At 61.5% G+C, this 20,711-nt stretch carries 16 protein-coding genes and 1 pseudogene; 3 read left to right on the top strand and 14 right to left on the bottom strand.

All coding sequences use genetic code 11. From position 1 onward, the window contains the following. Window positions 1-5 precede the first annotated feature (5 nt). From NKH83_RS25270 to NKH83_RS25245, 6 genes are all read right to left on the bottom strand, one after another. Complete coding sequence (locus tag NKH83_RS25270; protein WP_352808001.1) at window positions 6-2,426, bottom strand: polysaccharide biosynthesis tyrosine autokinase; 2,421 nt, start codon at window positions 2,424-2,426, stop codon at window positions 6-8. 150 nt (window positions 2,427-2,576) lie between these two features. Then, window positions 2,577-3,473, bottom strand: coding sequence for a UTP--glucose-1-phosphate uridylyltransferase (locus tag NKH83_RS25265; protein ID WP_352479836.1), 897 nt, complete (start codon window positions 3,471-3,473; stop codon window positions 2,577-2,579). A 79-nt stretch (window positions 3,474-3,552) separates the two neighbouring features. Beyond that, complete coding sequence (locus tag NKH83_RS25260) at window positions 3,553-4,503, bottom strand: glycosyltransferase family 2 protein (RefSeq protein ID WP_352479835.1); 951 nt, start codon at window positions 4,501-4,503, stop codon at window positions 3,553-3,555. Next, window positions 4,493-5,443 carry a glycosyltransferase family 2 protein gene (locus NKH83_RS25255; protein ID WP_352479834.1) on the bottom strand — a complete coding sequence of 317 codons (951 nt, stop codon included), beginning with the start codon at window positions 5,441-5,443 and terminating at the stop codon, window positions 4,493-4,495. Before NKH83_RS25255 ends, NKH83_RS25260 begins: the two co-directional genes overlap by 11 nt. Then, on the bottom strand, window positions 5,443-6,435 hold the full coding sequence (locus tag NKH83_RS25250) for a glycosyltransferase family 2 protein (RefSeq protein ID WP_254816099.1): 993 nt from the start codon (window positions 6,433-6,435) through the stop codon (window positions 5,443-5,445). The genes NKH83_RS25255 and NKH83_RS25250 overlap by 1 nt, the downstream gene beginning before the upstream one ends. 11 nt (window positions 6,436-6,446) lie before the next feature. Next, window positions 6,447-7,619: a glycosyltransferase family protein gene (locus NKH83_RS25245; RefSeq protein ID WP_352479833.1), complete on the bottom strand. Its 1,173-nt coding sequence runs from the start codon at window positions 7,617-7,619 to the stop codon at window positions 6,447-6,449. Window positions 7,620-7,921: 302 nt separating this feature from the next. Here NKH83_RS25245 and NKH83_RS25240 point away from each other — a divergent pair. Continuing rightward, a pseudogene (locus NKH83_RS25240) lies at window positions 7,922-8,974 on the top strand (polysaccharide pyruvyl transferase family protein); the annotation flags it as partial. A 222-nt stretch (window positions 8,975-9,196) separates the two neighbouring features. Here NKH83_RS25240 and NKH83_RS25235 read toward each other — a convergent pair. The 8 genes from NKH83_RS25235 to NKH83_RS25200 form a co-directional block, all read right to left on the bottom strand. Further along, window positions 9,197-10,660, bottom strand: a complete 1,464-nt coding sequence (locus tag NKH83_RS25235) for a lipopolysaccharide biosynthesis protein (RefSeq protein WP_352479832.1) — start codon at window positions 10,658-10,660, stop codon at window positions 9,197-9,199. After that, the gene (locus tag NKH83_RS25230; protein WP_352808000.1) at window positions 10,657-11,739 is read right to left on the bottom strand and encodes a glycosyltransferase; all 1,083 of its coding nucleotides are present in this window, start codon (window positions 11,737-11,739) and stop codon (window positions 10,657-10,659) included. The genes NKH83_RS25235 and NKH83_RS25230 overlap by 4 nt, the downstream gene beginning before the upstream one ends. Window positions 11,740-12,013: 274 nt before the next feature. Beyond that, entirely contained in the window at window positions 12,014-13,093 is a 1,080-nt protein-coding gene (locus NKH83_RS25225; RefSeq protein ID WP_352479830.1) for a glycosyltransferase, read from the bottom strand. A 31-nt stretch (window positions 13,094-13,124) separates the two neighbouring features. Continuing rightward, a complete protein-coding gene (locus tag NKH83_RS25220) occupies window positions 13,125-14,456 on the bottom strand; it encodes a UDP-glucose dehydrogenase family protein (RefSeq protein WP_254816094.1) in 1,332 nt (443 codons plus the stop codon). Window positions 14,457-14,541: 85 nt separating this feature from the next. After that, window positions 14,542-15,408, bottom strand: coding sequence for an endo-1,3-1,4-beta-glycanase ExoK (exoK, locus tag NKH83_RS25215; protein ID WP_352479829.1), 867 nt, complete (start codon window positions 15,406-15,408; stop codon window positions 14,542-14,544). Between the two features lie 132 nt (window positions 15,409-15,540). Continuing rightward, window positions 15,541-15,942, bottom strand: a complete 402-nt coding sequence (locus NKH83_RS25210; protein WP_254816092.1) for a hypothetical protein — start codon at window positions 15,940-15,942, stop codon at window positions 15,541-15,543. Between the two features lie 269 nt (window positions 15,943-16,211). After that, entirely contained in the window at window positions 16,212-17,234 is a 1,023-nt protein-coding gene (locus tag NKH83_RS25205) for a glycosyltransferase family 2 protein (protein ID WP_352800599.1), read from the bottom strand. A 454-nt stretch (window positions 17,235-17,688) separates the two neighbouring features. Next, window positions 17,689-18,009 (bottom strand): exopolysaccharide production repressor protein, encoded by a 321-nt coding sequence (locus NKH83_RS25200; RefSeq protein WP_352649790.1) that lies wholly within the window; start codon window positions 18,007-18,009, stop codon window positions 17,689-17,691. A 558-nt stretch (window positions 18,010-18,567) separates the two neighbouring features. Here NKH83_RS25200 and NKH83_RS25195 point away from each other — a divergent pair. After that, a complete protein-coding gene (locus NKH83_RS25195; RefSeq protein WP_352479827.1) occupies window positions 18,568-19,245 on the top strand; it encodes a sugar transferase in 678 nt (225 codons plus the stop codon). 207 nt (window positions 19,246-19,452) lie between these two features. After that, window positions 19,453-20,664 (top strand): polysaccharide biosynthesis/export family protein, encoded by a 1,212-nt coding sequence (locus tag NKH83_RS25190; RefSeq protein ID WP_352807999.1) that lies wholly within the window; start codon window positions 19,453-19,455, stop codon window positions 20,662-20,664. The last annotated feature ends 47 nt before the right edge of the window (window positions 20,665-20,711 follow it).

Here is a 20,711-nt window from a genome sequence, read left to right as displayed (position 1 = left end):
GTCGCTCAGGCAGCCGCCTTTGTGCGCGCTTCCGATTTTTCCAGATAATAGCTCGAATATTTGTCGAAGAATCTTTCGGAGCCGCCGATCGAGCCATACTTGGCCAGTTTCTTCAATTCGACCTTGTTCAGAACCGCGCCGACGATCTTCTTGGCGATATAGGGTTCTGAGCTCAGCACGGACTGCACCATTGCCCGGGGCGTGCGTCCCCACTCGGCGACCAGCACGAAACCGTCGACAAGCGGGGCGAAGGCCTTGGCGTCGACGACTGGCCCGAGCGGCGGCAGATCGACGATGATGTATTCGAAAGTTTCCTTGGCATTGTCAATGAAGCGCCGCATGCCGGCCGAAGACAGAAGCTCGCTGGTGTGCGAAAAATGGCCACGCAGGACGGCCGGGATGATCGCCAGCTTGGTCTGCCGGTCGATCTTGCCGACCGACTGCCAGGTCCGCCCGCTCACCACCGCTTCCATCAAGCCTTGCTCGGCCTCCATGCCAAGGCTGCGGCTGAGGCCGGGGTTGCGCAGGTCACCGTCGATCAGCAGCGTTTTCGATCCGTTGGCCGCAAGCAGCCCGGCAAGATTGGCGGCAACTGTCGACTTGCCTTCGCCGGGCAGCACTGAGATCACACCAATGACCCGGCTGCCCTGGCCTTCCATCACGACATCGAAGGCGATCTTGGCGTTGCGCAGTGTCTCGGAGAACATTGACGCCGGTGCATCGACGGTTACCCGCATGCGCGCACGTTTTTCGGCTGCCGACAATGTCTTGGAGGACTGGGATTTGGAGGACTTGGCGGTCCTGGTTTCGGCGGCCTTGACGTCGGCCTGACCGTCGTCGCGCTGGTCGTCCTTCCCAGCCTTGCCGATGACCGGCAGGTAGCCGAGGAATTTGAGGCCGACGCGGTCGCGCACATCCTCGCCGGTCCTGAAGAACCGTTCCCTGAATTCATTCAGGCCGCCAACCCCGGCCCCCATCATTATGCCAAGCGCCAGCGAAAGCCCCAGCACGATGGCCGTCCGCGGGGTTGCGGCCGACTGCGGCATCGTCGCATCGGAGATGACCCGGATCTTGCCGACCGGGAAGGATTGCTGCTGTGCAGCCTCCTCATAGCGGTTCAGGAATGTCTGATAGAGCGTCGAGAGCGCCGTCGCCTTCTGCTCCAGTTCACGCAGCTTGACCTGCGACTGGTTGTCGATGGAGCTCTTGCCTGCCGCCAAGGCGACATTTGCGCGGAGCGCGGTCTCGCGCGCCAGAGCGACCTCGTATTCGTTGCGGTAGCTTTCGGTGAGCTGCTTCAGCTCGCCGAAAATCTGCGCCGATATGTCGGCCTTCTCCTTGGCGAGCGCGGCGGCCTGCGGATGTTGCGGGCCGAAATTGGCTTCGACATCCTGCTGCCGCTTGGCGACGGTGAGATAGCGGTTCTTGAGCGTCGTGATGACCGAGCTGCTCGGCTGGTCGTTCGCTATCGCAGCGTCCTTGAACGCATTGTCCGAGCCGCTTTCGACGATCGACTTGTACTGCTGATAGCGGGCGCCGGCACGTGCGGTATCGGCCTGGGCGACGATCAGCTGGGTGTTGAGATCGGACAGTTGCTTGTCGCTGATCAGCTGGCCGTCATTGACGGCCAATCCATGTTCGGCCCTGAACTTTTCGACCGCCAGTGCGGCCGCCTGGGAGCTCTCACGAAGCTCGGTCAGCCGGCCTTGCAGCCAGACCGCCGCCCGCTCGGTCGCGTCGAAGCTGGCATCGAGCTGATCGGCGAGATAGGCGTCGGCATAGGCCTTGGTGATGGCGGTCGCAAGCGCCGGATCCGTCGCCTGGAAGGAGATGCTGATGACAAAGCTTCGGCCGATCCGCTCGGCGTCGAGTTGGTTCTGCAGTTTGAAGATTGCGTAGTCACGGGGCGACGACGATGCGGTGATCGCGTCACGCGTCGCAGCATCAAGCTGAGTGACGTCGGTCGTGCTAGCGGCGCGCTTGGGGCGGACAGACTGGATGATACCGCGTACAAAGCCTGCGACCTTCGACAGAGCCGACGTCGGAGGGTTCATGAAAGCGTCGTTCTGATCGAGCTTCAGCTTGTCGACGACCACCCCCGCCAGCCTGGCCGACTGCAGAATTTCGATCTGACTCAGAACGGCGGAGTCGGTCTGCATGCTGACCGACGCCGCCGAAATGTCGTCGACGACCTTGTTCAATCCTTCGTCGATCAGCACGCTGCTCGTCGCCACATAGGTTGGAGGCGTGGTCTGCAAATAGAGCACGCCGAGAAAGAGACCGATGACGGCACAGGCGGCAACCACTTTCGCCTGCCGCGCGGCCATGCCAAGCAGGCGCTCGATGTCGATGAAGTCTTCGGCGTTTGCCGCACTCGAAGCCGGCAATGGCGTCCTCTTCTCGACAGGAAAATTGGCATAGTTCATCTTCGGTCCAATTCTAGTTTGCAGGCGCTACCGCCTCGAAGGTCGGGACATAGGGTGCAAACCTTGCGCCGGACAGTGCGCGTTACGCGCGGCGCAACGGGCCTGTCCTGCGTCATCAGCCGCACCCACAATGCCTCGAAAAAATGGACATTATGCGGCTTCTTCCCGACGCTGATGCGACCGGACGAATTCCTGCAGCATATCGAAGATCTGGCCCTTCATGTCCTCCCGCGCCAGCGCGAAAGCGATATTGGCCTGGATAAAGCCCTCCTTCGAACCGCAGTCGAACATGCGGCCGTCGAAAGGCTGGGCGAAGAAGGCTTGCGTCTGTGCGAGGCGCACCATTGCGTCGGTCAGCTGGATCTCGTTGCCGGCGCCGCGTTGCTGGCTGCCCAGCAGCGAGAATATCTCGGGCTGCAGGATGTAGCGGCCGTTGATGTAAAAGTTCGACGGGGCGTTGGCCGGAGCCGGCTTTTCGACCATGGCCGTCACCTCGAAGCCAGTGCCGACATCCGCGCCGCGGCCGACAATGCCGTACTTGCTGGTCTCGGTCGGATCGCAACGCTCGACGGCAATGACGTTTGCGCCGGTCTGTGCATAAAGATCGGCGACTTCGGCGAGACAGCCGCGCCCGCCAAAGGACACCATGTCCGGCAAAAGCAATGCAAAGGGCTCGTCGCCGATGACTTCGCGCGCGCACCACACGGCATGGCCGAGGCCCTGCGGCGACTGCTGGCGGATGAAACTCGTCGCGCCGGCGACGGGAAGCAGGCTTTCAAGCGATTCAAGCTGCGCCTTCTTGCCGCTCTGCTCCAGGGTTCCGATCAGTTCAGGATGCAGGTCGAAATAGTCTTCGATCACCGCCTTGTTGCGGCCGGTGACGAAGACGATGTGCTCGATGCCGGCCTCAAACGCCTCGTCAACCGCATATTGCACGACAGGCCTGTCGACCACCGGCAGCATTTCCTTCGGCATGGACTTGGTCGCCGGCAGGAACCGCGTTCCAAGCCCCGCCACCGGTATGACTGCCTTCCTGACTTTTTTCATTGCATGTTCCTTCTGAGGAGATCGATTTCAACCTGTCGCAGGCGGCGAAAGCTGTCTTCATCCATTCGCCTGCAGCCCTTCACCTCCCCGCCACCACGGCAAACTGTGCCGCTACCCTTCGCAGCCGGACGGCGATCGGCATGCTCATATGCCGAACCGCCGCCGGATCGCTGAGCGCCGTCCATATCGCCTTGAGCGGCGATCGCGCCTTGATGTGCTGAACCAGAGACAGGAATGATGCCGCCCGGCGCAGGCTGCGAGCGCGCCTGGCGAACGCCACCTCGGCCGCAGCATCCATGGAATGGGTCGCGGCGAAGGTGGCATCGGCCCTGCGCATCGCCTCGACGTGATGAAGTTCGAGCACCCGGGAGATGGAACCGGTGCGAATGTGGTAGATATAGCCCGTGGTCGGCTCGACCACGCATTTGCCGCCTTTGGCCAGAGCACTGGCCAGGAGGATGTAGTCTTCGCCAATGATCAGGCTTTCATCGTAACGAAGCCCGTTCTCGTTCAGGAACCGGCGCTGGAAGATCGGCTTGAGGTAGCCGAGATTGAACCTCGATTCGAAGAGGACGTTGCCGCCGATGAAATCCGCCAGCGAGATTGAACCGAGCCCTTCCAGATAGTCGGCCGGGAACATCGTCTCTTCGGCAACGCCATCCTCGCGAACGACCTGCAGATTGTCGACCGCGATCTCGGCGCCCGCCTTCTCCGCGCGTTCGATCATGGTGCAAATTCGCCCGGGATAGACCGCGTCGTCGGAATCGAGGACCGCGACCCACCTGCCGCGGGCAAGTTCAAGGCCGGCGTTCCTGGCGCCGCCGGGGCCACGGTTTTGCTCAAGCGCGACCACGCGTACGATGCCTTCGGGGTAGGATCTCGCCAAATCGAGCGTCCGGTCGGCCGACCTGTCGTCGACGACGATAACCTCGACGCTGACATTGCGCTGGGCAATGGCGCTGGCGATCGCCCGATCGATGGTCGCCTCGGCATTGTAGGCGGCAATCACGAAGCTCACGTCAGGCTGCACGCTTGCCCCCTTGCTGCGGCGAAGACAGGCCGTATTGGCGGATTTCACGAACCCCGACGAGGCCGCTGACGACGCCGACATGCATAATGCCGCGAAGCAGGCTGCGGTTCCGGCGCACGGGGTCGATGGCGACCGGAATTGCCGACAGGAAACTGTAGGCGGCCTTTGCCGCGGCAATGCCGACCTGCTTGAGCCGGGCAAGGCCGTGTACATTGCGCCCCAGAAGATGACCGTGCGTCTGCCCGACGCGGAACCGGCGGCGGCCGAGCCAGTCGAATGCCGCCCTGGCAGGTGGCACCGCTTCGTCGACCCAAGCCTCCGGCGAAAAGGCGATGCGGCCGCCGGCCTTGACCATCTGGTCGAAGAATTCCGTATCTTCGCCGCCGGTCTGGCCACGTGCCAGGCTGAAGCGCCGCCCGCGCAGGCTCTCAGCCCCGATCCTGAGCAGGACGTTGCAGGTATAGCCGGTGCGGATCTCGCCGCGGACCCAGACCGGTAGGGTCGAGTGGAAATCGCCCTCGCGCATCCAGGCGGGCGCATCCGCCCGGTAACGGGCTTGCACCGGCCCGAGAACGGCCGCAGCACCAGTAGCTTCCGCCGTCGCCACCAGTTCGGCAAGCCAGCCGGCGGTGGCCGTCTCGTCGTCGTCGATAAAGGCGACGAAATCCCTCGCACTGGCATCGAGGCAAGCGTTGCGCGCGATCGAGATGTTGCGGGCCGGGGCGTGCCGGTAGGTCACCGGCAGCTTCAACTCGGCCGCCAGCCTGGCGACCAGCGTTTCGGCCGTCGGCGTATCGTCGTTGTCCGCAATGATGACACCGACGTCGAATCCCACGGGCATATCCATGGCCGCTATGGAGCGAAGCGTGTCGGCCAGCTCCGGCCGGCGAAATGTGCAGATGCAGATATCGATGCTTCGATTTTTTCTGACCGGCTCCATCACGCTACCTCGCGCTGCGGTCGCGGTGCGAGCAGTTGCAGCCAGAAACCGACCGACCAGCCGAAATGCATAACCATTGCCGAGACCCCGGCAAGCGCAATGTCGGGTTTGCGCTGGCTGACGGCGGTCCAAAAGCCGTAGCCGAGGCAGACCGACGCCCATAGCAAAAGCGGCACGGCCGCCAGCCAGTGGACGAAGGAAAAGGCGGCGAGAAGAACCACGGGGAACACCAGAAGCGGCACCATTTGCCGGATCTTCGGGATCATGCGGTGCTTGAGAACGTTCTTCGCCCGGCCACGGCCATAGCCGAGATACTGAAAATAGAGGCCCTTCAGCGAGGAGCGCGGGTAGTAGACCATCTGCGTCTTGCCGGTCATCCAGATGCGGTAGCCGGCCTGGCGGAGCCGATAGTCGAGTTCGGCATCCTCATTGTGGCTGAACGTCTCGTCATAGCCGCCGACCGCGGTGAAGGCCGATATCCGCATCAGCGCATGGTGGCCATGATCGACCCATTCCCCCGCCGAAAGGTGCCGGTGCTTGGAGCCGCCGGTGCCGAGCCTGGAATTCTGCGCCGCTGCCGCTGCTTTCTGAACCATGCCGCTGCCACTGGTCAGCATCGAGACGACGACCGAATCCGCGCCGGTGGCCTGCGCTTCTTCGATCAGCCGGTCGCAATAATCCGCGGGATAGCCGCCGTGCGCATCGATGCGAATGAGATAGTCGACGCCTTCCCCGAATCTGGCGACGGCGAGATTGATCGCCGCGCTCTGCAAGCGCTTTTCATTGTGCAGCAGGGTAACCCGCTGATCTTTTGCGGCGATATCCGCGACGATCGTCCTGGTGCCGTCCGTACTGCCGCCATCGGCAACGATGATCACGGCGCCCAGCCTCTCGGCCGCAGGGCGAAGCTCTCGAAGCAATGCGCCGATATGGGCCGCTTCGTTCAGGCACGGAACCACGATCATGCAGGATGGAATGTCGGTTTGCGTCATCGGCAGTCCTTCTATGCCAATGCTTCGGCAGCATATGGACCGGGAGCCGCAGTCAGCCCGCGGAGCTTTTCGACAAACGCCCGGCAATCGGCGCGGTCGTGGCTCCAGGTGCGCGGATTGCGGGCAAGAACACGCGCCCTCAATGTCTCGAATCGATGCTGCTCCATCGTGCCGACGGCGGCTTCGAGCGCCTCGGGCGTGGCTTCTGACAATAGAACCCCGATGCCTTGCCGGTCGAGGAACCGGCCGGTTTCGGTGGTTCCCATCGAAATCGGCACAGCTCCGAAGCGGCAGCCTTCATAGAGCCGGTTCGGCAGCAGCCATTCGGAGTTCAGGCCCTGCTCAAAAAAGTCTATGGCCCAGGAAAAGTGAACCTCGTGGTAGATCGCCGCCATATCCTCGGGATTGCGGTAGGGCCCGCCAAACGACAGCCAGGGTTCCGATTGAACAAAACCATGGAAATCGGGAAATTCGGACAGCGCCGGCCGGCCTCTGAGGACGATTTCAAAGCGGCCGTCGAGGCGGCGCGAAAATTCGGCCAGAAGCTCCAGGGAGCGACGGCAGCGGAGCGCACCGAACCAGCCGATCCGCCACGGCGGCGCAACGGGATTCTCCGCCGTAATGCGGTCGTCCAGCGAAGCTGCGGCCGGCTCGAAATGCTTGTTTTCGAGCAGTTCGACCGGGGCGGCAACCTGTCCGAACGGCTTGAAATAGTTGGCGATGAAGGCCGGAGAGCTGGTCACCAGAAGCTTAACATCCCTGGCCAGGAAGCGTTCCGCACCGCGCATCGCCCAGCCCAGCGGATCGTCGCGAAGCAGCAGGCGATGGATGTCCAGGCACTCGTAGACGATCGGCACTGTTGCCTGGAAAGCCGACCTGGCGCGGCGGGCAAGCGCCAGCATTTCCAGATTGCGCGCGATAATGAGGTCGGGCCGTGGCATTGAGCCCAGCTTCGAGCCGGTCGAGACCACCGCCTTCATGATCGCGGCCAGACGTTGGGCGAATCGGCCATCACGAGTCGGGCCGAGATCGACCGGCTGCAAGCCCTCGACATCAGCAACTGCGCTTGCCGTACGACGAAAGCCCGCCAGCGTAACCTGGGCGCCGCCTGCCTTGAGCATTATGATCCGCCGGCGCACTGCCGGGTCGGAGACGTCGTGTACCAAGTACAAGACATGCAGCATGAAAACTCGACCGCTGTTGGCCCGCCCGCGACGATGCTAGTACACCTCTTGCTGCATCGCAACATTTTTGGTTGCAGCGTAGCAAAGATCCACGTTTTTTGTTGCACTGCAAAATCGATGGGTTAATCTCGCTCTGCTTGGGCCGCATGGACCGCGCGCTGGCCTGCCATCGGACTGCGCGCCAATAATCACGACGCGAGGACCATCCTTGGCGTGCAGCATTTTCGGCCAACCCGCCTGCAATTCGCCCCTTCGCGCCCGTCGATGGAAGCACGGGACTACTCACGAAATGAGGTCATTCCATGAAGATCGCGGTTGAAAACACCGTCTGCCTGAATACCGGGGATGCAGCGATTCTCCTGGCGATTCGCCATGTTTTCAAGACGATCGTGCAGGACGACATCCAGTTCTACGTCTTCGACAGCCAGCCGGAGGTGGCGGCGAGGCTCTACACGAAGAAGGACTATCCGGACCTCGAATTCCACAAGCTGCTGTCGGAATCGCTGTTCCGCTACAAATACGGCAGCGGGCTGAAGAACCTGTTCAAGCCGATCTACAATCGGCTCGTCCTCAATGCCCTGCGGCGGTTCGGCATCCGCGGCGTTGTCGGGCGTTTGTTCAGCTCAAGCAATCGCCGTGGTCTCGAGATCTACAAAGGCGCCGACCTCGTGGTCACGACAGGCGGAACCTATCTCGTCGAGACCTACAATCTGGAGCGGCGCCTCAATCAATTCAGGATCGACGCGATTCTGGGCAAGGACCCGGTCTTCTTCACACAATCGCTCGGCCCGTTCAACAAAAGTTACAATCGCCAGGAGTTGAGCCCGATCTTCGACCGGAGCCCGCTCATCCTGCTGCGCGACGAACGTTCGCGGGGCCACATTGTGGACATGGTGAAAGACCCCGGCAAATGCCACGTCGTGGCCGACGCCGTCTTTGCCCTGGCCGATACTGACAGGATCGGAACAATTCTGGCCTCCGGCCAGTCGGCGACCGTCACCGGCCGCGTCGCCATTTCCGTCCGTCACTGGAACTATGTCAGCGACGGCGAGGGCGGCATGCGCCGCTACATCGACTCGATCCGCGAGATCGCGACTATCCTGGTCAGGGACCACGCCAAGGAGGTCACCTTCGTCTCCACCTGCCAGGGCGTGCCGGAATACGCCCATGACGATTCCAAGACGGCGAGGGCGATCGTTGCCGAACTCGATCCGGAGATCGCCAAGCATGTCAGCGTGGACGCTTCGTTCCACACGCCGGAGCAATTGATGGCCCTGGTGAAAGGCTTCGACTTTGTCGTCGCAACACGCATGCATATGATGATCATGTCGCTCTGCGTCGGCACGCCGGTGCTGCCGATCGCCTATGAATTCAAGACCAAGGAGCTTGCCAAGCGGATCGGCGTCGCCGACCTGCTGCTCGACATCGATACGGTGACGCCCGAGGAAGCGAGCGAGAAGCTCGGCAGACTTACCGCCAATCTCGACCTCTATCGCAGGACGAGCCTTCAGGCAGTGCTTGAGGAGCATGCGTCGGCGATGTCGGCAGGTGAGCTTTTGAGGCCGGTGATCGCTCGCCTAGCGGGCGTTACGCATGGCGCTGGAAAGCGTGGTGAACAGGGCGCTGCGCGACTGGCGAAGGGCAAGCATAAGGACCAGGCCGATCGAATAGTTGAGGGCAACCGCCAGGACCACCGCGAGCAGGTCTGACTGACCGGTCAGCGATGCCGGCAACTCGCGGTACACGGACCAGGCAAGCAGCGACGATGCGATGAAAAGCCCCTGCATGATCAGGAAGTCGGCTGCGGTCACCGGGCCGACCCGGTGGACCAGGACGGCGAGCACCGGGACGCGCAGCACATAGCCGCTGATTGCATAGGCCGCCGCGACACCGACGGCCCCCCAGTGCAATCCGATGATGAAGGCGGCGACCGTCGTCAGCGACGAGTAGATGCCCCAGTGGAACATGGTCTTGGTCTTGCCCTGGCAGATGAAGATCCATCCCGTGGTGCTCGAGACGGACTGGATCAGGCTGGCGATGCCCAGCCAGGCGAAAATCGGCGCCACCGCCGCCCAGCGCTCGCCGAAGAGAAGCCCCACCACCTGGTCCGACGTCAGCGTCAGCGCCGCGATGCCGGGCATGGTGACGGCCGCCAGCATCCAGTTGGTTCGCACATAGATGTCGCGAAACCGCGCCTTGTCCTCATGGATGCGGCTCAGCAGCGGCACCATCACGCGTGTCAGCGGCTGGTTGATGTTCTGCAGCGGAAACAGCAGGAGCTTGTAGGCGCGGTCATAATAGCCGAGCTCGATCGCGCCCGAATATTTTCCGATCAGGATGTTGTCGAGATTGCGCGAGAAGAAGTTGGCCAGATTGAAGCCGGTCAGATTGGCGCCGAAGGACAATATGTCGGTATCGACCTTCAGGTCCGGCCGAGACGGCGTCCAGCGCGCCACCTGCCATGCCGCGGCCAGCGCGACAACAGCCGATACCGCCGGGCCGATGACCAGCGACCAATAGCCCAGTCCCGCATAGGCGGCGATTGCGGTAGTCGCAAGTCCGGCAGCGGCGGTAATCACGTCGTTCAGCGCGAGCTGGCCAAAGCGCAAGTGACGGTTCATCAGCGCCAGCGGCACCGCGGCGAGGCTGCCAAGCAGCAGCGGCAAGGCAGAGCCGATGGTGATCCCGACCATGCGTTGATCGCCGTAGAAGGCGGCGATGGCGGGCGCCAGGCATGCCACCATCGCGGCACTGCCCAGCCCAACCAACGCACTGATCCAGAATACCTGGTTGAGCTGCTCCGTGCTGATATCCTTGCGCTGGACCACAGCCTGCTGCAGGCCAAGGTTTTGAAGCAGCCCCACAAAGGCCACGATCGGACCGACGGAAGCCACCAGGCCGAAATCCTCGGGCACGAGCAGACGCGCAAGCACGATGACGGAGAGAAACTGGATCGCCATCTTGAAGCCTTGCGCGCCGATCGTCACCACGCCGCCGCGCAGGGCGACACGACCGAACTGGGGGGGCGGGTTGGCGTTCATGCCGGGCGCCTGGCTTCGGCCAGCTGGGCAACGATCTGCGCAAAACGTTCGTTGAGCACGTCCGCGTTGAAATCCTGCTCGATCTTACGGCGCGCCGCACGTGCGATGCGCTCGCATTTGTCCGGGTTCTCGGCCACCCAGACAAGCTTGCGGGCCAACGCCGTAACGTCTCGCTCCGGCGCGAGGAAGCCTGTCTCCTGATCTTCGATCAGTTCGGGAATGCCCGAGTGATAGGTACTGACGACGATCAGCCCGGCGGCCATAGCCTCCATCAACGCCACCGGAATACCCTCGAGATCGCCGTCTCGCGCGGCAACGCTCGGCAACAGGAATACGTGGGCGTCGCGCAGGCGCTGCTTGACCTCGGCGTGCGGACGCGGCCCGAGGAAAGTCACCCGGTCGGCAATGCCGAGATTTGCGGCGAGCTTCTTCAACTCTTCCAGCAATTCGCCGCCGCCAATCACCGAATAGACCCAGTCGCGCCGCGGCAGGCTGGCGAGCGCCCGAAGGGCGAATTCGATGCCCTTCTTTTCGGTCAGCCGGCAGACCGAGATGAAGGACAGTGTGTCCCGTTCCCAGGAACGCCAATGGTAGCCGATCTCACCGGGCCGCACGCCCATATGGTGAACCATGACTTGCGCCGGGGGTGCTCCGACGCCGATCAGGGCATCGCGGAAAAACGCGTTCACCGGGAGCTGGAGAACGCCCTTGTCGAAGACAACCTTATAGCGCGTGAGCGTGTTGTCATGCAGCGGTTCCCCCACGTCGCGGCCGTGGAATATGGTCACCAAAGGAGCGGAAATCCGGCCTCGTTTCATGGCGCGGGCGACGCGCATGCCGTTATTGCCGAAATGCGCGACGATCACATCGGCGTTCTGCAATTTGCGCGCAAAAGCGATGTCGACAGCGGTCGAGAGCTTATCCCAGAACCTGCCCGACCATTTCCTGAGCGTCGGGCGAAAGCGCCCCAGCCCGCCCCACCAGCAGACGACCTTGCCAGGGAGAGCCTGCCAGTGGCGATCGTCGGTGTTGCTGTCCTTGCCGAAGGACGTCTCGTTGCAGACGACGCCGACTAGCATGCCGCGCTCGAGGCACCCTTCTATCTGGTCAAGGACGAAGGTCTCCGACAAAGAGGGGAACTTATCAACTACGAAGCAAATCTTCATCGAATGGACGATCTTTCGAGGCCGGTCGGCGATCTGCTCGCACGGATGAGGGCTGACGCCCGTCGCCGCCGTGCGAGGCGCTTCAAGCGTCTGGTGTTGTGCATGTTGTTGTCCCAAAGCCGCTCACACCCCGGTCAGGCGCAAAAGCGGGCTGTTGGGCGACATAAACGATTTTGGACGAAATGCATCAGGCGGCACGCTCCAGCGCGCCTTGCCTGGCGTTGTCGAGAACGCCGAGGAAGGTCGTGAACTGACTGTCGGGGTTCATTTGCGGCCGCTCCGAAAACAGCTGCGCCGCCGCCGACAGCCGATCGTACTCGGCCTTGTCGCTCCATAGTCGCCTGACCGCGGCGACCCAGTCGTCGAGCGGTGCGTCATAGTCGAGCACAACGCCGCCGGCGCCAATCGCTTCCGGCAGGCCGCCGCGGCGGGATCCGACGACTGGAATGCCGCTGCAATGGGCCTCGGATGCCACCCGCCCCCAAGCTTCTTCCCATTTGCTGGGCGCCAGCAGGATCTTGGTGCGGCCATAGACGGTCTTCATGTCGCTGGTGCGGCTTTCCAGCCTGACGTTGCGTAGCGGCGCGATGATCCGTTCGATCTGCGCCCGGTGGTCGTCGTCGAGCTTCCAGCTTTCGACGAACAGGAACGGGATTTCGGGGCATTGGCCGGCGATGCGCACGGCGAGTTCGAACCCTTTTTCATTGTAAGGATTGATCAGCGTGACGAATTCGCCGGTGGTCGGCGTGCTGTAGAGCCCGGGATTGATGGTCGGCGGGATTACGGTCGAGTCGATGCCGAACTTTTCCTTATAGGTGCGCGCGGTGAATTCGGAGTTGGCGATATAAAGCGCCGAATGCAATTCGCGCAGGTCGCCGGCCAATTCGTGGAATTCGACGTTCCGCAGATAGACCACCAGCGGCACGCCGAGCGCCTGCAGCGCCTTTCCGATCGGCACCGATTTGTGGCACTGCACGACGGCGACATCGGGATCGAGCCGTTCGACGGCGAAGCGGGCCGCCTCCCAGGGAAACCACGCCCGCACGACAGGATAGCCGGGATAGCTGTCGATGACCGCGCGCTGGCGAAGGAGCTTCATCTTGGCGCGCGCCTTGAAACCGAACATGCCGTCACCGAATAGCGCCGCCAGCACCGAGGCGTCATGACCGTGCTCGCGCAGCTGCTCGACCAGATGGTGCGTGCTCGACTGAACGCCACCGCTGAACTGCGGTGTGTAGCCGTTGCCGCCTGCAAACAGAACTTTCATGGACCTGGCTCCTTGCTGGACCGCCCTGGCGTCACGCCGCCATTCTGCCGATGCTGTGGTATTCGATGCCGTGGCGGGCAATGACCTTGGGGTCGTAGAGATTGCGTCCGTCGAAGATGACGGGCCTGGTCAGCGCGTTCTTCAATGCATCGAAGGACGGCGCGCTGAAACTCTTCCACTCGGTCACGATCAAGAGCGCGTCGGCGCCTCGCAGCGCGGCCTCCTTGGTGCCGCACAGTTGCAGGTCGTCGCGCAGCCCGTAGATCGCCTGGCATTCCTGCATCGCCTCCGGATCATAGGCCTGGACATTGGCACCGGCGGCCCAGAGCGCTTCCATCAGCGTGCGGGCCGGGGCCTCGCGCATATCGTCGGTATTGGGTTTGAAGGCCAGGCCCCACAGCGCAAAGGTCTTGCCTTTGAGATTGCCCTTGAAATAGCGGTGCACCTTCTCGAACAGGACCGACTTCTGCTGGTTGTTGCGCTCCTCGACGGCACGCAGCAGCTTGGCGTCGAACTTGACGGCCTCGGCGGTCTTGATCAGGGCACGCACATCCTTCGGGAAGCACGAGCCGCCATAGCCGAGGCCCGGATAGATGAAGTGGTAGCCGATCCGCGGGTCGCTGCCGATGCCCTTGCGGACCTCCTCGATGTCGGCGCCCAGTTGCTCGGCCAGGTTGGCCATTTCATTCATGAAGCTTATCTTGGTCGCCAGCATGCAATTGGCCGCGTATTTGGTGAACTCGGCACTGCGCACGTCCATCACGATCATCTTTTCGTGGTTGCGGTTGAACGGCGCGTAGAGCTCGCGCATCACCGCCTCGGTGTCCTCGTTGCTGGTGCCGACGATAATGCGGTCGGGCTTCATGCAGTCGCTCACAGCGGACCCTTCCTTGAGGAATTCCGGATTGGAGGCGACGTCGAAAACCAGATCCTCGCGCCCGCGCGCCTTCAGCGTCTCGGCGATCCTGGCCTTTATTCTTTCGCAGGTGCCGACCGGCACGGTCGACTTGCCGACGACGATCTTGGGCGCGTCCATCTCACGACCGATGGCCTCGGCGACGGCCAGCACATATTTGAGGTCTGCCGAACCATCCTCGCCCGGCGGCGTGCCGACGGCGATCATCTGGATCTGTCCATGTTTGATCGCCGCCGCGGCGTCGGTGGTGAACTTGATGCGGCCGGCGGCATGGTTCTCCTTGACCATGTTTTCGAGCCCGGGCTCGAAAATCGGGACATGGCCCTGGTTGAGCCGTTCGACCTTTTTTGCATCGATGTCGACACAGACCACCTGATGGCCGACTTCGGCAAGCACCGCCGCCTGTACAAGACCGACATAGCCGATTCCAAAGACAGTCAAATTCATTCGGTTTCATTCCTGTTCAAGGCTTCGGGCCTGTTCAAGCTTCGGTTTTCCGACCACCTTCGGCCCGGCCGGTTCAGATGCGCTTCTAGTTTGTGTTGCATGCCAGCGATTCCGGGAATTGGCAGGGCTGGCCGAGTGCGGTGAACGCAACGCGATCCACCTGCATGGTGAGCTTGCGGCCCGGATCCGAGAACGGCCCCATCCAGCCCTTCATCGTATCGCTGCCCCACAGGCTGAAATAGATCCTTTGCGAATGGGTGGGCAGCTTCGCCGGATCGGTGATCTCGTGGACAAGCTTGCCGTTGACGTACCAGCGCAGCCGGTCCTTTTCCCAGACGAAGGCGTAGTCATTGAAGGCCTTGTCGGTGCCACCGGCGACGTCGACCAGTTTCTCGTTCTTGCCTTTGCCGGCTATGTAGGCGTTGACCTGAACCTTGGACGTGTCCTTGGTCAGCACCTCGAAGTCGATTTCATCATGCGGCTGCTTGTCGGCATCGCCGACGAAGCTGAAGAATGCCGCGTTGACGCCGGAGCCCGTGTCGGTCTTCATCCGCGCCTCGTAGGTGCCGTAGCCGAAGCGCTGCTTGGTCTGGATCTCGGCGCAGGCGAATTCGCGATCCTTCAGCTTGCGCTTCTCGAAACCGAGCGTCAGCATGCCGTCGGAAAGCCCGATCAGGTTTTTGGACCAGGTGCAGTTCTGATGCTTGCCGTTCGTCCAGCCGTCGGAAATGTACCAGCGCGCGCGACTGAGGCTGGTGAAATCATCGACAAAAGACGGCGCGGTTGGCAGGTCCTGGGCACGGACGGGCACCAGGCCCGCAACCAGGCTGACGAGAACGATCAGCAGAAACGCGCCGTCTGAACGGAGCGGCCGCAGCTTGCCTGAGATCGGGCGCGTGAACGGGGTGCCGCGGGGTGCCGGGGCGGACGTGCTTTTAAGATCTGCATTCATATCAAAACTCACCTTGTGCTGTGCGCCCCCAAAGCGATCGTTCGAACCGTGACGAAACAACCTGATCTTGACCTCTGTCGCTCCCAAGCTCCGTGTTGTGCCTAAACCATTGCGCCGACCCAGGGTGTTCGCTCAGCCCGTGCCGGAATCGGCGGGCTTCACAAAATCAGTCCTCATGTCGGGACCGTTCTGCCGCTTCGGCTCGAAGATTTCATCCAGCGAATGACGGAGATCCTTCATCATCTGCATCTGGCGCGACAGCGCTGCGATGCGCCGCTCGCAATTCAGAATCGACCTGGTCAGTTCGCCGACTTCGGAAGACCTGCGCGAGGAGACCGAACCGTTCTCCATCGCCTCGACCAGAAAGGCGGCATTGGTGGCCGTTGTCCTGTAGCGGTTCTCAAGTCCGCTCTTCTCCGCCTCGACTTCGGCCGCGATCTGGTCCAGCAGCTTTGCCAAGCGATCGAGGCGCGAGGTGTCGGTCTGCGTGTCGCGCGCCGGATCTCTCGATCGGAAGCGAAAGATCGAGGCCATGTAGTCAGCGCCCCGTCATCGTCGAGTTGGTGAACGGCCTTAGAGCCCGTCCACATTCAAAAGACATTTCTTGCATCGTCCAGCTCCTCCGACAGGGTATGTCTCGGGCCAGTTCGGTTGGCCGTCCAAAATTGCTGCACCGCAACATAGATTGCCATTCCCGGCGCCCATAGGCAACCACCTAGATCGTAAACTCATGAATCTCGTTGAAATGGTGCGAGCCGACCTAAGGGTAACGCAGTGGCTACCGCCATCGCATGTTGACGGGCCTAGCTATCGCTGGCCGTGCTGGTTCCGGCCATGAGGAAGCGCAGCGGCGGCAGATGCTGACGCTTCGCGGCGAGGCCAGCGCGGCGAAACAGCGCATCCAGCTTGTCGGAGGCGACGCCGCGGACAACGGCTGTGAGGTTGGACGAGTCGGCCAAGGCGTAGGCCGCGGCCGGTGCCAACCCGCGCTCAGCCTTCACGTCTAAAAACTTCCGCAACCGGTATTTGTCGCGGATGTGCCGCTCGTGCCTTCTCAGCGCAGCCTTCGATGCCTCCGGCAAACTGTCGATCGCAAGCAGTGCCAGGTCGGCATCGGCCAGATGCTTCAGGTCCTGGGTCTTGTGCCGTCCGCTCAGCGAATCGGCGCGCACGATCGCGCCGTAGCCACAGGATTTGATGACCTTGAAGCGCGCGCCATGGGCAACCGCGCGCGCATAGAGTTCATAGTCTTCACCCAGGCGCAGCTTCTCGTCGTAGCGCAGCCCATGCCGATCGAGGAAGGCGCGGCTGATCACTGGCTTGAGGAAGCCCAGTTCCCCGCGTTGCACGCGGCGCCTGGAGATATTGCCGTCGACGAAGCCCTCGAAATCGAGGAATTCCGGCTCGGGCGAGAACGGTGGAGCAACAATTTTCGAAACGTCGGTTGCCGCGTCATCCCTGACAAGCATGATGTTGTCTGCGGCGAAATCCCACTCGGTGCTGGCGAACAGTCTGTGAAACCTGCCTTCGAAAAAGAAATCATCAGCGTCCAGAATGCTGATGAACGGCGACCTGGAACCGGCTATCGCGGCGTTGCGTGCAAAGGAGGGGCCGCGATTGACGTCAAAGCGGATTACGGAAAGGCGGCCGGTGCCGTCGCCGGCTGCGTGGGCGACTTTCGCCGTATCGTCGGTGGACGCGTCATCGACGACGACAACTTCCGCAACCTCAGGTTCGCGTAATGCCGACGCAATGGCAGCCGGGATTGTCCGCGCCGCATTGCGTGCGGCGATGATCACGCAGACCTGGAATGATGTCATGGACATGCCTCTCGTTTGCAGAAGTCGTTGCGGATTTCCTCGCCCCGTCAGCTCAATGCCACACCGCCATTCTGAAATGCATCGGCCCAAACGCCTATGCTGCAAGTGCGAAGCAAGCATCGCCAAAATCATCGGCGCCGTCCAGTTTTTCATTTTGCTGGGTGTCATGGCCCGGCTGGGCAGGCGGCGAGCCTCAATCGGGATGGCTCCAGAAATGCGCCGCTTGGCAGAGCCGTTCCTACACGCTCCATCAGAGCGCTCGACTGGCGGAAAACCAGTTGCTGGTCCTGGCCGACCGGACTGCGGCGGGGCGGAGCGAGCGCGTCGAGGCCCGCAGTGTCAAGGAAACGAAAGAACAGGAATGCCGACTGCCGGCGTTGTTGAGGCGAGCAATTCGTCAGAGGACCGACGAGCTTAACCACAGGTCACATGGACATCGCAGACCCGGCCAGGCCCGAAATCAGTGAAGGCCTCTCCTTGCGCTGAATTTCTCGCCTTCGGCCGCCTCGTTCGAACTCAGCGTTCGTTCAGCGTCGCGAATTTTGTCGGCCGGGGTCGGGGCATTTCTGGCGACCATGGCAAAGACCAGTAGAAAATAACCCATTTGGATGACTATGGCACAGCCGATGACGCGAAACAGCGTCGTGCCGAGCGAGGCGCCGCCCAAATAGGACCAGACGATCACGATCGCCAGCGCAAAACACATTCCGATAATGAACTTTGGCAGTGACATACCCGATAGCCCATCCACCGGCTCGGGAAAAAATGTCGACAAGCCCACCCCGAGCACCTCCCTTAAACTCTGCGAGCTTATTTAGGTTGCCCGCTTCTGGCCGGTTGCTTCCGGCCTAGCCCAATCTGTCCATAGTCCGACAGAAACAATTTGCAACTCTATTAAGCCGCGCAATAGCCGGCAAGGGCAGCTGCGGAATAAATTTTAAACGAATCCTCGGGATCGACTCTGCCATGGTGCAATGCACACGTCGGCATCACCACTGATTGCCGGATATCGACTCGCTCCAGTAAGATTTATGATATCGACTAGTATTTTATCACAACATTAGTCGTTATTTTGAAATTCTAAATGACGACAAAGCTCCACGGCAGGGTATAATGAGCGATTCGCCTAAAATCAGCCTCAAAATTGGACTAGCTTTTCCAAAATTGCCCATAATCCGTCTCTTTTGCGACATAAAGGCGAAATTTTGTGCAGGACGAGTTTATTATTTAGTCAGTTCATGACGCGACTATTACAGCCGTCTGGGAAATTGTGTGTTGCGCTGCAGCATTTTTTTGGTATCGTGCGATAAACCATCCGTTCAACGTATGGAGTTTACGCATGAGGGACGTAGCCAAGCCGGCCGATGCGGATTTTTCGCAGGCCGGTGTCGATTTTCCGCCACCGATCGGCGGCCTGCTCAAACGCAGCTTCGATATTGCCGGTTCGCTGATCGGCCTGGTCGCTCTCAGCCCGCTGTTCGTGATGATAGCGCTGCTTGTCAAGTTTTCCGATGGCGGGCCGATTTTCTATGGTCATAGCCGGATCGGCCGCGGAGGACGGATTTTTCCGTGCCTCAAGTTCCGCACCATGGTTCCAGACGGCGAGCGGGTGCTTGCTGCCTATCTCGCCGCGAATCCGGAGGCCAGCGCCGAATGGATCGCGACCCGCAAGCTGAAGAACGACCCGCGGATCACCCGCGTCGGAGCGGTGCTGAGGAAGCTCAGCCTCGATGAGTTGCCGCAGATCATCAACATCCTGCAGGGGGATATGAGCCTGGTCGGGCCTCGTCCCGTGGTGCGCGATGAGCTGGAGATTTATGGCAATTCGGCCGTCTATTACCTGAAATCGCGCCCCGGCCTGACCGGGCTATGGCAGGTCAGCGGACGCAACGACGTTTCCTACGACAGCCGCGTCGCGTTCGACAGGCACTATGTCGAGAACTGGTCGATGTTCGAAGACATTCGCATCATCATCAAGACCGTACCTGCGGTCTGGATGTCGCGAGGCTGCTACTGACGGCCGCTTGCTGGCCGTACATCGAGGAGCAACTGTCCAGAATTCGGGCCCGGAACTCAGGCCCCTAACTCAGGCATCGGCAGCTCATCGGGCGGGGCAAACCAGATCGGAAACGCTCAGTTGAAAGCAGATATAATCGATATCTTTTGCACCGGCATTCTCTCCAGACGCATGCGGCGAGTACGGCTTTTGACGACTTGCCTTACAATGGCGACCGGCCTGACGCTGTCGCTAGCCCTGCCACAGTTTGCCTTCGCCGACGACTATCGCCTAGGAGCACAGGACAAGCTGACCATCCGCGTGGCGGAATGGCAGACCGTCGAAGGCACGTTCCGCGACTGGTCGGCCATCAATGGAGAATACACGGTCGGGCCCGCTGGAACCTTGTCGGTTCCGTTCGTCGGCGAGATGCCCGCATCCGGCAAGACGACTTCGGAGATCGCCGCATCGCTCGGCGAGGCGCTGCAACGCAAGCTCGCTCTGGCCGACAGGCCGGAGGCTTCCGTCGAAATGGCGCAGTACCGGCCATTCTACATCTCCGGCGAGGTGCAAGCGCCTGGCCAGTATCCTTGTGTGCCTGGGTTGACCGTGCTGAAAGCGATGAGCATTGCCGGCGGAGCCCGGCGGACCCCGGAGAGCGGACAGCGCTACGATCGCGACCTGATCAATGCCAAGGGCAATTTCGACGTACTACAAGACCAATTGGTCAGGCTGACCGTCAAGCGCGCTCGCATCGAAGCGGAACTGGCCGACAAGCCGACATTCGCGGTGCCGAAAGAGGTGGCCGACGATCCGAAGCTGCCCAGCATCGTTGCCGATGAGACGGCGATCCTGGCGGCCGACCAGAAGAAACTCAAGCTGCGCTTGCAGGCGCTCGACGATTTGAAGGCGCTGCTGCAGAGCGAGATCGATTCGCTGCAGAAAAAGATCGTCAACCAGCAGAAGCAGGTTGATCTGGCGAAGGAGCAGCTCAACGGCATCGGCTCGCTGGCGCAAAAGGGCCTGGTCGTCAACACGCGGGTTTTGAACTCGCAGCAAACCATCGCCGACCTCGAGGGCCAGATCCTGGATTACGAAACGGCGATTCTCACGGCCAAGCAGTCGATCAGCAAGGCCACCCAGGACGCCATCGATCTCGAGAACACCCAGAACTCCAGCCTCGCGACCGACCGGCAACAGACGGAAGCCGATCTCAACGAGGTGACGCTGAAGCTGAATATGGAAAAGGCCCTGATGTCCGAAGCCTTGTCGGGCAGCCCAATGCCGCAATTCTATGGCAACAACGAACCAGCGGCCTTGTCTTTTTCCCTGGTGCGGGTGGTCGACGGCAAGACCAGCGAAATCACCGCCGATGAAGACACGCCGGTGCTGCCAGGGGACGTGATCAAGGTCAAACCGGCGCCCTTGGCCATCCAGTAGCTTCTTTCCACCGAAGTGAAGCACCAACCCCGTGGGCAGCGGCCTGC

Source organism: Mesorhizobium sp. M0909 (genome assembly GCF_040319515.1).
Lineage (GTDB): Bacteria > Pseudomonadota > Alphaproteobacteria > Rhizobiales > Rhizobiaceae > Mesorhizobium.
This window is presented reverse-complemented; position numbering and strand designations above follow the sequence as displayed.

What these genes read in the sequence shown, in the direction of transcription:
- NKH83_RS25270 (WP_352808001.1), bottom strand. Translation starts at nt 2,426, where the DNA reads ATGAACTATGCCAATTTTCCTGTCGAGAAGAGGACGCCATTGCCGGCT.
- NKH83_RS25265 (WP_352479836.1), bottom strand. Translation starts at nt 3,473, where the DNA reads ATGAAAAAAGTCAGGAAGGCAGTCATACCGGTGGCGGGGCTTGGAACG.
- NKH83_RS25255 (WP_352479834.1), bottom strand. Translation starts at nt 5,443, where the DNA reads ATGGAGCCGGTCAGAAAAAATCGAAGCATCGATATCTGCATCTGCACA.
- NKH83_RS25250 (WP_254816099.1), bottom strand. Translation starts at nt 6,435, where the DNA reads ATGACGCAAACCGACATTCCATCCTGCATGATCGTGGTTCCGTGCCTG.
- NKH83_RS25245 (WP_352479833.1), bottom strand. Translation starts at nt 7,619, where the DNA reads ATGCTGCATGTCTTGTACTTGGTACACGACGTCTCCGACCCGGCAGTG.
- NKH83_RS25235 (WP_352479832.1), bottom strand. Translation starts at nt 10,660, where the DNA reads ATGAACGCCAACCCGCCCCCCCAGTTCGGTCGTGTCGCCCTGCGCGGC.
- NKH83_RS25230 (WP_352808000.1), bottom strand. Translation starts at nt 11,739, where the DNA reads ATGCTAGTCGGCGTCGTCTGCAACGAGACGTCCTTCGGCAAGGACAGC.
- NKH83_RS25225 (WP_352479830.1), bottom strand. Translation starts at nt 13,093, where the DNA reads ATGAAAGTTCTGTTTGCAGGCGGCAACGGCTACACACCGCAGTTCAGC.
- NKH83_RS25220 (WP_254816094.1), bottom strand. Translation starts at nt 14,456, where the DNA reads ATGAATTTGACTGTCTTTGGAATCGGCTATGTCGGTCTTGTACAGGCG.
- exoK (WP_352479829.1), bottom strand. Translation starts at nt 15,408, where the DNA reads ATGAATGCAGATCTTAAAAGCACGTCCGCCCCGGCACCCCGCGGCACC.
- NKH83_RS25210 (WP_254816092.1), bottom strand. Translation starts at nt 15,942, where the DNA reads ATGGCCTCGATCTTTCGCTTCCGATCGAGAGATCCGGCGCGCGACACG.
- NKH83_RS25205 (WP_352800599.1), bottom strand. Translation starts at nt 17,234, where the DNA reads ATGTCCATGACATCATTCCAGGTCTGCGTGATCATCGCCGCACGCAAT.
- NKH83_RS25195 (WP_352479827.1), top strand. Translation starts at nt 18,568, where the DNA reads ATGAGGGACGTAGCCAAGCCGGCCGATGCGGATTTTTCGCAGGCCGGT.
- NKH83_RS25190 (WP_352807999.1), top strand. Translation starts at nt 19,453, where the DNA reads ATGGCGACCGGCCTGACGCTGTCGCTAGCCCTGCCACAGTTTGCCTTC.